This is a genomic window from Pseudonocardia kunmingensis (genome assembly GCF_006716445.1).
Lineage (GTDB): Bacteria > Actinomycetota > Actinomycetes > Mycobacteriales > Pseudonocardiaceae > Pseudonocardia > Pseudonocardia kunmingensis.
In genome coordinates, this window is record NZ_VFPA01000003.1 from 198,016 (window position 1) to 210,798 (window position 12,783).

The 12,783-nt window shown below is 71.9% G+C and carries 15 protein-coding genes; 3 read left to right on the top strand and 12 right to left on the bottom strand.

From position 1 onward, the window contains the following. Nucleotides 1-34 precede the first annotated feature (34 nt). Entirely contained in the window at nt 35-1,060 is a 1,026-nt protein-coding gene (locus FB558_RS23870) for an aldo/keto reductase (protein ID WP_142057036.1), read from the bottom strand. A gap of 67 nt (nt 1,061-1,127) precedes the next feature. Between FB558_RS23870 and FB558_RS23875 the strand changes: the two genes are divergently transcribed. Then, nucleotides 1,128-1,733: a TOPRIM nucleotidyl transferase/hydrolase domain-containing protein gene (locus FB558_RS23875; protein WP_142057038.1), complete on the top strand. Its 606-nt coding sequence runs from the start codon at nt 1,128-1,130 to the stop codon at nt 1,731-1,733. Here the strand turns inward: FB558_RS23875 and FB558_RS23880 are convergent. The 5 genes from FB558_RS23880 to FB558_RS43370 form a co-directional block, all read right to left on the bottom strand. Continuing rightward, nucleotides 1,709-2,182, bottom strand: coding sequence for a dihydrofolate reductase (locus FB558_RS23880; protein ID WP_142057040.1), 474 nt, complete (start codon nt 2,180-2,182; stop codon nt 1,709-1,711). The two genes, FB558_RS23875 and FB558_RS23880, sit on opposite strands and share 25 nt — an antisense overlap. After that, nucleotides 2,179-2,976: a thymidylate synthase gene (locus tag FB558_RS23885; RefSeq protein ID WP_142057042.1), complete on the bottom strand. Its 798-nt coding sequence runs from the start codon at nt 2,974-2,976 to the stop codon at nt 2,179-2,181. Before FB558_RS23885 ends, FB558_RS23880 begins: the two co-directional genes overlap by 4 nt. A gap of 34 nt (nt 2,977-3,010) precedes the next feature. Further along, a complete protein-coding gene (locus FB558_RS23890; RefSeq protein WP_142057044.1) occupies nt 3,011-3,655 on the bottom strand; it encodes a dihydrofolate reductase family protein in 645 nt (214 codons plus the stop codon). Nucleotides 3,656-3,778: 123 nt separating this feature from the next. Then, nucleotides 3,779-4,996: an erythromycin esterase family protein gene (locus FB558_RS23895; protein ID WP_142057046.1), complete on the bottom strand. Its 1,218-nt coding sequence runs from the start codon at nt 4,994-4,996 to the stop codon at nt 3,779-3,781. 223 nt (nt 4,997-5,219) lie between these two features. Next, complete coding sequence (locus FB558_RS43370; protein ID WP_170231498.1) at nt 5,220-5,420, bottom strand: helix-turn-helix domain-containing protein; 201 nt, start codon at nt 5,418-5,420, stop codon at nt 5,220-5,222. 111 nt (nt 5,421-5,531) lie between these two features. On the opposite strand from FB558_RS43370, the gene FB558_RS43375 reads away from it, so the two are divergent. Further along, on the top strand, nt 5,532-5,813 hold the full coding sequence (locus tag FB558_RS43375; RefSeq protein ID WP_170231499.1) for a hypothetical protein: 282 nt from the start codon (nt 5,532-5,534) through the stop codon (nt 5,811-5,813). Here the strand turns inward: FB558_RS43375 and FB558_RS23905 are convergent. From FB558_RS23905 to FB558_RS23925, 5 genes are read right to left on the bottom strand one after another with little or no spacing between them, the layout of a single operon-like run. Next, entirely contained in the window at nt 5,782-6,840 is a 1,059-nt protein-coding gene (locus FB558_RS23905) for a phosphotriesterase family protein (protein ID WP_142057050.1), read from the bottom strand. The genes FB558_RS43375 and FB558_RS23905 overlap by 32 nt on opposite strands. Beyond that, the gene (locus tag FB558_RS23910) at nt 6,837-7,859 is read right to left on the bottom strand and encodes a DctP family TRAP transporter solute-binding subunit (protein ID WP_170231500.1); all 1,023 of its coding nucleotides are present in this window, start codon (nt 7,857-7,859) and stop codon (nt 6,837-6,839) included. The genes FB558_RS23905 and FB558_RS23910 overlap by 4 nt, the downstream gene beginning before the upstream one ends. Before the next feature lie 2 nt (nt 7,860-7,861). Next, the gene (locus FB558_RS23915) at nt 7,862-8,761 is read right to left on the bottom strand and encodes a shikimate dehydrogenase (RefSeq protein WP_211366801.1); all 900 of its coding nucleotides are present in this window, start codon (nt 8,759-8,761) and stop codon (nt 7,862-7,864) included. Further along, nucleotides 8,758-10,032 carry a TRAP transporter large permease gene (locus FB558_RS23920; protein WP_142057053.1) on the bottom strand — a complete coding sequence of 425 codons (1,275 nt, stop codon included), beginning with the start codon at nt 10,030-10,032 and terminating at the stop codon, nt 8,758-8,760. Before FB558_RS23920 ends, FB558_RS23915 begins: the two co-directional genes overlap by 4 nt. Continuing rightward, entirely contained in the window at nt 10,029-10,568 is a 540-nt protein-coding gene (locus tag FB558_RS23925; RefSeq protein ID WP_170231501.1) for a TRAP transporter small permease, read from the bottom strand. Before FB558_RS23925 ends, FB558_RS23920 begins: the two co-directional genes overlap by 4 nt. Before the next feature lie 124 nt (nt 10,569-10,692). Between FB558_RS23925 and FB558_RS23930 the strand changes: the two genes are divergently transcribed. After that, complete coding sequence (locus tag FB558_RS23930; protein ID WP_142057058.1) at nt 10,693-11,721, top strand: LacI family DNA-binding transcriptional regulator; 1,029 nt, start codon at nt 10,693-10,695, stop codon at nt 11,719-11,721. A 60-nt stretch (nt 11,722-11,781) separates the two neighbouring features. On the opposite strand, the gene FB558_RS23935 is transcribed toward FB558_RS23930, so the two are convergent. Continuing rightward, entirely contained in the window at nt 11,782-12,636 is an 855-nt protein-coding gene (locus tag FB558_RS23935) for an isocitrate lyase/PEP mutase family protein (RefSeq protein WP_142057060.1), read from the bottom strand. Nucleotides 12,637-12,783 lie beyond the last annotated feature (147 nt).

The window sequence follows — 12,783 nt, forward strand, 5'->3', positions numbered from 1 at the left end:
CCCGAGGACGACCCCGGGCCCCGGCCGGGAACGCTCAGAGCTCGCGGCCCTTGGCGCGTTGCTGCCGCCCCTGCTGCCCGTACGGGTAGGCGCCGACGATCGGTTCGCTGGCCTCGTCCAGCAGCTGCGTCTCCTCCTCGGACAGGTGCAGGTCCGACGCGGCCAGGTTGTCGTCGAGCTGCTCGACGGTGCGGGCACCGAGGATCACCGACGTCACCCCGGGCCGGTCCGCGGTCCAGGCCAGTGCCACCTGCGCCATCGACACCCCGCGCGACTCGGCGACCTTGGCCACCGCATCGATCACCTGCCAGGTGCGCTCCTGCGCGTTGCGCGGCGTGTAGGCCTCCATGCCCCGCTCGGGGTCGTCGCCGAGCCGGCTGGCCCCCGTGGGGACCTCGTCCCGGCGGTACTTGCCGGTCAGCCAGCCCCCGGCCAGCGGCGACCACGGCAGGATTCCGATGTTCTCGTTCTCGCAGACGTCGGTCAGCTCGAACTCGATCTCGCGGACCAGCAGGTTGTACTGCGGCTGCAGGGTGACGATCGGCGCCAGGCCGAGGAACCCGGTGAGCATCGCGGCCTTCTGCAGCTGCCAGCCCAGGAAGTTGCTCACGCCGACGTAGCGGATCTTGCCGGCCCGCACGGCGTCGTCGAGGAAGCGGAGCGTCTCCTCCGGCGGGGTCAACCCGTCCCACGCGTGCGCCTGGTAGAGATCGACCGAGTCGACCTGGAGCCGCCGGAGGCTCGCGTCGAGCGCACGGGAGAGCGCCACGCGGCTCAGTCCGACGTCGTTGACCCCGGCACCCATCGCGAAGCGCGCCTTCGTCGCGACGACGACCTGGTCGCGGGCCTCCGGACGCTTCTTCAGCCAGCGTCCGACGATCTCCTCCGAGAGGCCTCGGGAGTAGACGTTGGCGGTGTCGACGAAGTTGCCGCCCCGTTCCAGGAACCGGTCCAGCTGCGCGTGCGACACCTCCTCGCTGCTCTCGTTACCGAACGTCATGGTGCCCAGGCACTGGGACGACACGATCGTTCCGGTCCCGCCGAGCGTGCGATGTTCCATGCGCCCATCCTGCCGCCTCCCCGGGAACGGGGTCGAACCGCTCCGGGTTCGGTGCGAGGGTGGACCCGTGACCGACACGCGGACCGTGGTCCTGGTCGAGGGGGCCAGTGACGAGTCGGCCGTCGCCGCCCTGGCGAGGCGCCGTGGCCGGGACCTCGCGGCCGAAGGCATCGCCCTCGTGGCCATGGGCGGTGCCACGAACATCGGGGCCCACCTGCGCCGGTTCGGCCCGTCCGGTCGCGGTCTCCGGCTGGCCGGTCTGTGCGACGCCGGGGAGGAGCGCGGGTTCCGGAGGGGACTCGAACGCGCCGGTCTCGGCACCGACCTCGACCGCGACGACCTGGAGGCGCTCGGGTTCTTCGTGTGCGTCGCCGACCTGGAGGACGAGCTGATCCGGGTACTCGGCACCGACGCGGTCGAGCGGGTCGTCGCTGCCCATGGCGAGCTCGGCTCGTTCCGCACGCTGCAGAAGCAGCCCGCGTGGCGCGGGAACGACACCCACGACCAGCTGCGCCGGTTCATGGGCTCGGGCAGCGGTCGCAAGATCCGCTACTCGGCCGCGCTCGTCGCGGCGCTCGATCTCGATCGCGTGCCGCGCCCGCTGGACATGCTGCTGACCCACCTGTCGCCCGGAGCGGCGGTTGCCCCTCAGCCCCAGGTCAGGAACCGGTAGTGCAGCCCGGTCGTCGACTCCTGCCACTCCCCCACCGAGTCCGGTGGGCGCCCGACCTCGGGGGCGTGGGTGTCGCCGTCGAAGTGCTCCCGGATCTCGGTGACGACGATGCGGTCCGCGAGCGGCAGCGCCGCCCGGTACACCGCCGCGCCGCCCATCACCCAGACGTCCCCGGACACCGCGGCGAGCGCCTGCCGCAGGTCGGGGAAGACCTCGGCGCCCTCCTCCTCCGCGCCCGGCTGCGGGGTGCGCGAGAGGACGAGGTTGCGCCTGCCCGGTAGCGGCCGGAACCGCGGCGGGAGCGACTCCCAGGTGCGACGGCCCATGAGCACGGTCGCACCCGCGGTCAGGGTGCGGAAGTGCTTCATGTCCTCGGGCAGGTGCCAGGGCAGCGCGCCGTCGCGGCCGATGACGCCGTTCGCCGACTGCGCCCACTCGACGCCGATCACACCGCCACCGGTGCCTTGATGGCGGGGTGCGGGTCGTATCCGTCGAGCACGATGTGCTCGAAGGTGTAGTCGAACAGGCTGTCCGCCGGCTCGAGGTTCACCGTGGGGAACGGGCGCGCCTCCCGTGCGAGCTGCGTGCGGACCTGCTCCTCGTGGTTGTCGTAGACGTGGCAGTCGCCTCCGGTCCAGACGAAGTCACCGACGTCCAGGCCCACCTGCGCGGCGATCATGTGCGTGAGCAGGGCGTAGCTGGCGATGTTGAACGGCACGCCGAGGAACAGGTCCGCGCTGCGCTGGTAGAGCTGGCAGGAGAGCGTGCCGTCGGCGACGTAGAACTGGAAGAAGGCGTGGCACGGCGGGAGCGCCATCCGCGGGATGTCGGCCACGTTCCACGCGGAGACGATGATCCGCCGGGAGTCGGGGTCCTCGCGCAGCGCGCGCAGCACCTCGCCGATCTGGTCGACGTGCCCGCCGTCCGGGGTCGGCCACGACCGCCACTGCACCCCGTAGACCGGCCCGAGGTCGCCGTCCGGTGCCGCCCACTCGTCCCAGATCGTCACGCCGTGCTCCCGCAGCCACGTGACGTTCGCGTCGCCGCGCAGGAACCACAGCAGCTCGTACGCCACCGAGCGGAAGTGGACCTTCTTCGTCGTGATCAGCGGGAACCCGTCGGACAGCCGGTAGCGCAGCTGGTGACCGAAGATCGAGCGCGTGCCGGTGCCGGTGCGGTCCCCCTTGCGGGCGCCCGTGTCGAGCACGTGGCGGAGCAGGTCTTCGTACTGCGTGTCCGGCATGCCCGCGAGCCTAAGCGAGCGCGGGATCCGCCCGTCACCTCCGCCAGAACAGGTGGTGGGTCACGCCGCTCGGGCTGGGCACGACCTCGAGGTGGAACCGGTCACGCAGCTCGTCGGGCGACTCCCAGAGGCGCACGCCGGAGCCCAGCTCCACCGGTGAGACCGCCACGTGCAGGGTGTCGACGAGGTCGGCGTCGAGGAACTCCCGGATGGTGGTGGCGCCGCCGCCGAGCCGGACGTCCGCACCCTGCGCGGCCTCCCGCGCCCGCTCGAGGACCGTGGCCGGATCACCGCCGACGAAGTGGAACGTGGTGTCGGACAGGGTGAACGACGGACGCTCGTGGTGGGTCAGCACGAACACCGGGGTGTGGAACGGGGGCCGGTCACCCCACCAGCCGCGCCAGTCGTGGTCGCGCCAGGGGCCGCGCTGCGGGCCGAACTTGTTGCGGCCCATGATCTCGGCGCCGATGTTGTGGGCGAAGTCCCGCGTGAAGTAGTCGTCGAGACCGCGGCTCCCGCCGGGCTCGGTGCGGTTGGGCCAGCTCGCCGTGGCGCCGGCCCACGCGATCAGCTTCCCGGGGTCGGCGTGCCCGAACGGCCTCTCGAGGCTCTGGTGCTCACCGGCACCGAACCCGTCACGCGACACGGTGAAGTTCTGGACCTTCAACAGCTGGCTCACGCGGTTCCTCCTGCGCTCGTGGGGATGACGGCATCGTCCCGACAACGGCGGCACCGGGTTCCGGCGCCACCGGAAGACAGTCGGAGCCGGCCCGGCCGTCTCGACATCACCACGGCAGGCGACTCAGCCACCGGGCGGTGTTCCGGGCGTGGAGTCCTTGACGAACGCGATCCCGTCCACGCCGGCCAGGCGCGCCGGGTCCAGCGGGGCGTAGCCGAACCAGGGTGACACGCGGGGTGCGGGCGCCGCCCCGCCGAGGACGGCGGCCAGCCGGCGGGCGTCGACGAGGTACCGGTCCTCGGGGAGCGCGTAGAGGAGCCCCTCGACGGTGTCCGGGGGCGGCGTCTCCACCCCGTGGTGGCGGATCGTGCCGAGGGCCGTGGCCAGGAACGCGTACCCCTCGCCCAGCCGGGCGCTGACGATCGCCCCGGCGCTCCACCACTCCACCGGGCCCTGCCACATCTGCATCGTGCTCTTGTCCCGCTGCAGGTGGGCGTTGTGGGCGTGCACCAGCGTCGGGCCCCGTTGGGCGAGGGCGAGCAGGTTGGCGGCCATCATCGAGGACCGCCCACCCAGCAACCGCACCATGCGGCTCGGTGACGTGTCCGCCATCCAGAGGTGGTAGCGCAGCAGCCCGGTCGCGGTGCGGCCGTACGTGCGCGCGCGGTCCCATTCCTCCCGGGAGGAGGCCGCGATCAGGTGCGGCGTCTGCGCGTCGAGCACGGCCACCAGCTCGTCGGCGAGGAGCCGCAGCTGTGCGACCTCGGGCGTCGACCCCACCGACCGGGACGGGTCCATCATCGCGGCGGGCTCGGTCCACCGGTCGTCGGCGCCGAGCAGGTCGTCGAGCGTCTCGGCGGTGCAGGGAAGCAGGTCGGCGTCACCCCGGGCGGCGAGGTAGGCGTGGAGCGCGGTGAGGGCCTGCCGGGGGCTCGCGGCGCCGGTGATCTCCAGCGGGCCGTCGAACCCGGCGAAGCGCACCTGCTCCGAGACGTGCCGGCCGTCGTTGTACGCGCGCATCCAGCGCACCAGCTCGCGGTTGGCCGCGGACCCGCCGAACCCGTGGCTGAAGCCGCGCTCCACGACCTCGTCGAGCGTGCCCGCGCCCGAGGTGACGTAGTCGTCCACGAGCAGGCCGCTCATGCAGTCGCTCTCGATGGCGATCGTCCGGTAGCCCTCCTGTTCGACGAGCTGCCGGAAGAGGTCGTTGCGCAGGTCGAGCAGGACGTCCTCGCCGTGCGTGGGCTCACCGAGCGCGAGCAGCCGCGGCCGGGCCGGCACCAACCCCATGACGGAGGCGGCGTCGACGACGAGGGCGGCATCCGTGACAGCAGCAGTCATGCCTTCGACGGTATCGTTGAACCAACTAGGAAAGGTTTCGCGCGATCTCAGCAGGACGGCAAGGATGAACCCTCAAAACGGGGTTCATGCCGGAATCGTCGTCGGGGCTCAGGCACGGCGCTCGGGCAGGACTCCGATGCCGGTCGCCGGTGCCGCAGTAGGCCGGCTCGGTTCACCCCGCCCTGTCCGCGGCGCTGAGTGGCCTGACGCCGAGGATCGGACGTCAGTTCGCGTCCGGACGCTTCCTGGGCTGTCCCAGCTGCGCGAGCACGTCATCGAGATCGAAGCGGAACTGTCCCCCGGGCGTGGTGGCGGCCGGTGTGACCCGCCCTTCCCGCACCCACTCGCGGACGGTCTCGGGATGCACCTGGAGGTGCCGCGCCAGCTCACGCGTGGTGATGAGCGGGCGGCGACCGGTGGGCACCGTTCGACGGTAGGTAGAGCTTCCTGTCTCTGGTAGTTGTTCCCGGTCACTCACCGCGCTATACCGTTTATCCCTGTCGAACACTGTCGAATGTTCGATACGCTTCGGAGTGTGGCGTTCTGGATGACCGAGACCCCGGAGGGGTTCGCGATGGGCGATGCAACCGACGAGGCCGAGGCAAGACTCATGATCGAGTCGCAACAGCGGGGCTCCGTGACGTTCGACGAGGCAACCGGCCGGTACCGCTGGACGGTCGTCCTGGACGGTGGCAAGTCGTCGCACGGTTGGTCCGACACGGAGGCGGACGCCTGGTGGTTCGTGAAGGAGGCCGTGAACCGACCTCACCGCGGAGCCCGCTACGTCATGAAGACCCGCCGTGGTGACGTCGGATAGCTGCGTCCGCCCGGTCGACTCCGGTCTCCGCACCCGCGACCGGCGTCGCCGGCGCGAGCAACCGGGCCGGGTTCGCCGTCATCATCTGCCGGATGTCGTCCTCGCTCGCCCCTCCCGCGGTCAGCATCGGCAGGATCCGGCGGGAGATGCTCTCGTAGTGCCAGTGGGGCGCGTGGACCGCGCGCCACGACGGCGGGGTCATCCGGCTGAAGCACGCCGCGTCGTGGGACAGCACCATGCGGTCGGAGTACCCGAGCCGCAGCAGCGCGAGGACGGTGGCGACCCGGCGGTCGTCGGGGAGGACGTGCTCCATCCCGAACCGGTCCATGCCTGCCGTCGCGCCCTCGTCCATCAGCCGCCGCAGGTAGGCCAGGTCCTCGGTGTCCCCGGAGTGACCGATGACGATCCGTTCGGGCGGGACGCCCCGCGCCCGGAGGAACGCCAGCTGCTGCAGCCCGTTCCGCAGAGCCGGGCGGCTGTGCGTGGTCACGGTGACACCGGTCCGCAGATGGGCCTCGGCGGCCGCTGCCAGCACCCGGGCGACGTCCTCGGTGATGCCCTCCTCGTCGGTGACCACCTTGATCATCCCGGCCCGGATGCCGGTGCCGGCGATCCCGTCCTCGATGTCGCGCACGAAGTACTCGACGAGCGGATCGGGACCGCCGACGAGCCGGCCCGGACCGTGGGTCCGGAAGAACGGCGGCAGCACGTTCGAGGTGTAGTAGCCGGTGGCGGCGACCAGGTGCACCGGGACCCGCTCGGCCACCCGGGCGATCCGGGCGACGTCACGTCCCAGGCCGAGCACCGTCAGATCCACGACCGTGCGGATCCCGAGCTCGTGCAGCCGGGTCAGCGCGGCCACCGCCCCCTCGACCGCCTCGGCGGGATCCCACTCGGGGTGCGGGTGGTTGAGGTCCAGCTCGGGATCACCGACGAAGACGTGCTCGTGGATCAAGGTCGGTCCGAGCTCCGCCGGCCGGACCGCCCCGCGGAAGGTCGGGACGGCGCCGCCCGGCGCGGACGTCATGCGGCCGATCCGCGGATCGCCTCGTAGACGGAGAGCTGCTCCGGGCTGAGGTTGGCGCGCAGGTACGGCTCCACCCTGGCCCGGAACGCGGCCACGTCGACGTCCTCGACGATCTGGAACTGACCGCCGGCCCGCCACTTCTCGAGGATCTGCTGCTCGTCCTGCTCGACGCACCCGGGCACCTGCTCGACGGCCGAGTCGACCGCCCGGGACAGCGCCTCCTGCTGCTGCGGGTCCAGCTCGTTCCACCGCGGCCCGACGAGGACCAGGTTCGAGTTCTCCTGGTGCCGGGAGAGGGAGATGTAGTCCTGCACCTCGGCGAGGTTGAGCGCATCGATGTTGACGATCGGGTTCTCCTGACCGTCGACGATCCCCTGCTGCAACGCCAGGTAAAGCTCCTCGTACGCGACCTCGGTGGGGTTGGCGCCCAGCGCGGCGGCGTTCATCAGGAACTGGGGCGAGTTGGGGAAGCGCAGACGGAGGTTCGCCAGGTCCTCCGGCCTGCGGATCGGCTGGTTGGCGGTGAACTGCCGGGAGCCCGCCGACCAGGCGCCGAGGGCGGTGACGCCGGTGGCCTCGGCGAACCCGTCGGTCAGCGGCTTCGACGCGTCGCTGCCGAAGAAGCGCGCGAGGTGCTCGCCGTCGTCGAAGGCGTACGCGGCGTCGACGACGCTCATGGGCTCGTGCACGGCGCCGAGCGCGGACGCGCCCTGGATGTCCAGGTCGATGTCGCCGGAGATCACCGACTGGATGCGGTCGGCATCGCCGCCGAGCTGGCTGCTCGGGAAGACCTGGACCGTGAGACCCACGTTCGCCGCCGCGACCTCGTCCGCGATGACCTGGGCGCCACAGCGGTGTTGGGGCTGCTGCTCGTTGTAGCTGTGGGCCAGGGTCAGCTCCACGTTCCCGCCCCCACCCTGGTCCCCTGCGGAGTCGCCGCCCCCACCACAGGCCGCACCCAGGAACAGCGGGACGGTGAGGATCGCGACGAGCGCGCGGCGTCGATGCTGCGTGAACATGATCATTCCCTTCGTTGGGTGGCCGAGCCGACCTCGGCGGCGACGAGCTCGTCGAGGTCCCGGGACATGGCCGTTCGGTCGGCGGGACGGCCGGTGATCAGCTCGAAGGTGTCGGCGGCCTGGTTGACCGCCATCCCGGCCCCGGTCAGGACCCGGCAGCCCCGCGCGGACGCCTCCCGCACGAGTTCGGTGAGCAGCGGCCGGTAGACGATGTCGGCGACCCAGAGGTCGTCGCGGAGGAGCTCCGGGTCGACCGGCGACCCGGGATGGGCGGCCATCCCCACGGGCGTGGCGTTCACCAGCCCGGACGCCGCCCTGGTGAGGCGGGGGAGATCGGTGGGCGAGCCGGCCACGAGCTCGAGGTCCCGCAGGTGGCGCAGGGACCGGACGAGCCGCTGCGCCCGGCCGGGGTCGGTGTCGACGACCCACAGCGTCTGCAGGCCGATCCCGGCGAGGGCATGGGCCACCGCGGTGCCGGCCCCGCCCGCCCCCACCAGCACGACCCGATCGAGGGCCGCGCCCGCGAGCCCGTCCACGATCGCGGCCGCGAAGCCGGTGACGTCGGTGTTGTGCCCGCGGGTGCCCGTGTCCGACACGAGGATCGTGTTGATCGCCCCGATCGCGGCCGCATCGGGTGCCAGCTCGTCGACGACGGAGGCCATGACGTGCTTCACGGGGTACGTCACGTTCAGCCCGTCGAAACCGAGCTCCACCGCGTGCGCGAGCAGGAGGCGCAGGTGCTCCCGGTCGAGCCGGGAGTCGGCCAGCTCCACCGTCCTGTAGGTGTAGCGCAGCCCCTGCCGCGCGCCTTCGCGCTCGTGCAGCTCCGGCGTGAGCGACGGGCCGATGCCCTGGCCGAGCAGCCCGGCCAGGTAGGAGCGGCGCACCGCGTCACCGCTCACAGCCCCAGCGCCTTCGGCAGCCAGAGGACCGCGTCGGGGAACGCGATGATCAGGACGACGATCACCAGGAACGGGACGACGAACGGCAGCGACCCGCGGAACACCTCGCTGACCTTCGTACGGGCGACCGAGCTCAGCACGTAGAGGACGGTGCCGACCGGCGGGGTCAGGAGACCGATCATCAAGGTGACGATCATCAGGACGCCGAGCACGATCGGGTCGACGCCGAACCCGGCGCTGATCGGCAGCAGGATCGGCACCACCAGCACGAGCACCGCGGTGGCGTCCACGACCGTGCCGAGGATCAGCATCAGCACGGCCGTGATCACCAGGAACATCGTCGGGTCGGCGGTGAAGCCGAAGATGCTCTCGGTCAGCAGCTGCGGCACCCGCTCCCGCGCCAGGATGAAGCCCAGCAGCGCGGCGGACGCGACGATCAGCATGATCGCGGCCGTCGTCACGACCGTCTCGACGAACACCCCCGCCAGGTCCCGCAGCCGCAGCGTCCGGTACGCGAAGCCGAGCAGGAGCATGTAGGCGGCGCCGACGGCGGCCGCCTCGGTGGGTGTGAAGAACCCGCCGAGGATCCCGCCGAGGATCACCACCGGCGCACCGAGCGGGGCGATCACGCGCCGGCCGGTGGCGAGCACCCGCTGCATCGAGAAGTCCACGGGCGCGATGCCGGGAAGGCGACGTACCTGGACGAACACCACGATGCACAGGCCGAGCGCCATGAGCAGCGCCGGGACGACCGACGCCGCGAACAGGGCACCGGTCGACACGGCCGCGAGCCCGGCGAAGATCACCGCCGGGATGCTCGGCGGCATGACGGGAGCGATCAGCGCCGCGGCACCGGTGACGCCGAGGCCGAACCGCAGCGGGTAGCCGTTGCGGAGCATCGCCGGGATCTGGACCTTCCCGAGCGCGGCCGCGTCGGCGACCGCGGAGCCGCTCATCCACGAGAAGCCGAGGCTCACCCCGACGCTGACGTACCCGAGCCCGCCCCGGACCCGCCCGAGCACGGCGAGGGCGAAGTCGAAGAGCATGTCGGCGATCCCACCGCGGTTGGCGAGGACACCCAGCAGCACGAACAACGGCACGGCCAGCAACGGGAAGCTCGCCGTGGCGTTGACGATCAGCCGCAGGCTCATGCCGACCGACTGCCCGATCGACAGCATGTAGACCAGCGACGGGCCGAGGAAGGCGAAGGCCACGGGGACGCGCAGGACGAGCAGCAGCACGATCCCGAGGCTCAGCAGCAGCAGGCTCATGCCCTCGCCTCGCCGTGCCCGGCCGCCGGGACCTCGGCAGACCGGGCGAACCCGATCGCGGCGGCCACACCGCGAACCGCCGTGCTGAGGAAACCGAGGAACGGGAACAGGTAGAGCCAGGTGAGCGGCATGCGCAAGGACGGCGACCGCAGGCGCCCCTGGGAGACCATCAGGTCCCACGCCTCCACGGCGAAGGCCGCGCCGACGGCGGCGACGGTCAGGGCCGCGACGACCCGCACGACCCGCAGCACCGTCGGGTTCCTGATGCCGTCGACCAGTTGGAGGGCGATGTGCGAGTCGGTGGTCACCAGGACGCCGGCCACGCTGACGGTGAGCCACACGAGGCAGAAACGCGCGAGCTCCCCGGTCCACGGCCACCCGGCCAGCGGCAGGTAGCGCTGGGCGGCCTGCACCAGCACCAGCAGGAAGACGAGCACGAGGGCCACGGCGCCGATCGCCAGCTCCACCCGCGTCGCGAGCGCCGCCCACCGCGCCCATCTGCTGGGCGCGGGGGCACTCCCGTCGTCTCGGCCCATCGGATCCGCCCTTCCGGCGCCACTGCCAGCGATCTCGTTCCGGTCGGACCGTAAGCGGCAGGTCGAGGGCCGGCAAGCGGTTGCCAAGGTTGCCAAACAGGCGTCATCGGACTGTGATGAGCACGTGGGAAACCCGACCATCTACGACGTCGCGCGCGTTGCGGGCGTCGCGACCTCCACGGTGTCGCGCGTGTTCGGCAAGCCCGGCCGCATCACCGACGCGACGAGGGACCGGGTGCTGAGGGCCGCCCGAGAGCTCGGCTACGAGCCGAACCCGCATGCACGGGCGTTGACCTCGAACCGGACGCAGACGATCGCGATGGTGGTCTCCGACATCACCAACCCGCACTTCTTCGAGCTGATCCGCGGCGCGGAGATGCGCGCCAAAGCCGCCGCCTACACGCTCGTGCTCGTCAACGCCGAGGAGTCCACGCGGATGGAGCTCGAGCAGGTCCGCCGCCTGACGAGATCCGTCGACGGGTTCCTGCTCGCCGCGAGCCGGCAACCCGACGACGAGCTCGCCGAGCTCGCGGCCGCGCATCCCGTCGTCCTGATCAACCGCCGGGTGCCCGGCATCGCGAGCGCGGTCCTCGAACCGTGGGAGGGCTGCCGCCAGATCGTGGCCCACCTGGCGTCGCTCGGCCACACCTCGCTCACCTACCTCGCCGGCCCGCCCAACTCCTGGATGGCCGCGAGCCGGTGGACCGCCCTCCGCGACGCCGCGGCGGAGGCCGGCATGAGCGCGGTGCGGACCGGGCCCTACACCCCCACGGTGAAGAGCGGCGGAGCCGCCGCGGACGCCGCGATCGGGACCGGCGCCACCGCGTTCGTGGCCCACAACGACCTGCTCGCCATCGGCGTGCTGCGCCGGCTTGCGGACCGCTCGGTCCGGGTGCCCGGGGACGTCAGCGTCGTCGGCTTCGACGACATCTTCGCCGCCGATCTGTGCACGCCGTCACTCACGACGCTCGGCGGCGCCCACTCCGACGTCGGTCGGGCCGCGGTGGAGATCCTGCTGGAGTCGCTCGGCCACCCGCGCGACCACGGGGCGACGCCGGAGATCGTCCTGCCCTCGCAGCTCGTCCTGCGAGCATCGACCGGTCCCCGCACCGGTCCGGACGACCGGCCGCCTGCGGGCCCGCGGCAGAACTGAGGTGCGGAGTCCCCTTCGGGAAGTACTGGCGGAGCTGCCCGTTGGTGTTCTCGGCGCGCCCTATCGTTCCGGCCGGCTCCTGCTGGGTTGCCGTCCGTCGAGGCTCCGGAACAACCCGTTGAGGTCGACGCTCGGGCGGGCCGACGGAAACCCGTCGAACCGTCCGTCCCCGGCCAGCCGGGACACCGCCTGGTGGACGGCCTCCCACGCGGCCAGGGCGAGGGTGCCGCCGACGCTGATCCGGCGCACACCGAGCGCCGCGTACTCGTCGACGGTGACGGCACCGCCCCCGACGACGACGTTGACCGGCTTGGGGGCGACGGCCTCGACCACGGCGGTGATCTGTTCGCGGGTCCGGATGCCGGGCGCGTAGAGGCAGTCCGCGCCCGCCGCCGAGTAGGCCCTGAGGCGAGCCAGCGTGTCGTCGAGGTCGGGTCGGCCGACGAAGAAGTTCTCGGCCCGACCGGTGAGCACGACGTCCTGCCCGGTCTCGTCGATCGCCCGGCGGGCCGCGCTGACCCGTTCGGCCGCGTTGTCGAGGTCGAGCAGCGGCCGGTCCGGGTCGCCGGTGGAATCCTCGATCGACAGCCCGGCCACTCCGGTCTCCACGCACAGCCGCACGCTGTCCGCGACCTCGTCCGGATCGCTGCCGTAGCCCGCGTGGAAGTCGGCGCTCACCGGGAGGTCCGTCGCCTCGACGATCTCGCGTATGTGCGCCAGCATCGTCGCGCGCCCCACGGCACCGTCGGGCAGTCCACGGGAGAACGCGAAACCCCCGCTCGTCGTGGCCAACGCGGAGAACCCCATGTGCTGCAGGTACCGCGCCGTCCCCACGTCCCACGGGTTCGGGATGACGAAGCATCCGGACCGGTGCAGCTCGCGGAACTTCGCACGCCGCTCGCTCATCGACACCATGACGACGATCCTCGTCCGCGCCCGGGTCGTACGCAGCCCGGGACAGGACCTGTGGAACGTCGATCACCCGCGCCCGGGTCGCAGCTCATCGTCGTCGGCAAGGGGAAGGCGTGGGACTGTCGCGAAGGCGTCGGCACCGAGCTCCGT

What these genes read in the sequence shown, in the direction of transcription:
- FB558_RS23935 (WP_142057060.1), bottom strand. Translation starts at nt 12,636, where the DNA reads ATGGTGTCGATGAGCGAGCGGCGTGCGAAGTTCCGCGAGCTGCACCGG.
- FB558_RS23885 (WP_142057042.1), bottom strand. Translation starts at nt 2,976, where the DNA reads ATGCCGGACACGCAGTACGAAGACCTGCTCCGCCACGTGCTCGACACG.
- FB558_RS23905 (WP_142057050.1), bottom strand. Translation starts at nt 6,840, where the DNA reads ATGACGTCCGCGCCGGGCGGCGCCGTCCCGACCTTCCGCGGGGCGGTC.
- FB558_RS23870 (WP_142057036.1), bottom strand. Translation starts at nt 1,060, where the DNA reads ATGGAACATCGCACGCTCGGCGGGACCGGAACGATCGTGTCGTCCCAG.
- FB558_RS23895 (WP_142057046.1), bottom strand. Translation starts at nt 4,996, where the DNA reads ATGACTGCTGCTGTCACGGATGCCGCCCTCGTCGTCGACGCCGCCTCC.
- FB558_RS23920 (WP_142057053.1), bottom strand. Translation starts at nt 10,032, where the DNA reads ATGAGCCTGCTGCTGCTGAGCCTCGGGATCGTGCTGCTGCTCGTCCTG.
- FB558_RS23910 (WP_170231500.1), bottom strand. Translation starts at nt 7,859, where the DNA reads ATGTTCACGCAGCATCGACGCCGCGCGCTCGTCGCGATCCTCACCGTC.
- FB558_RS23925 (WP_170231501.1), bottom strand. Translation starts at nt 10,568, where the DNA reads ATGGGCCGAGACGACGGGAGTGCCCCCGCGCCCAGCAGATGGGCGCGG.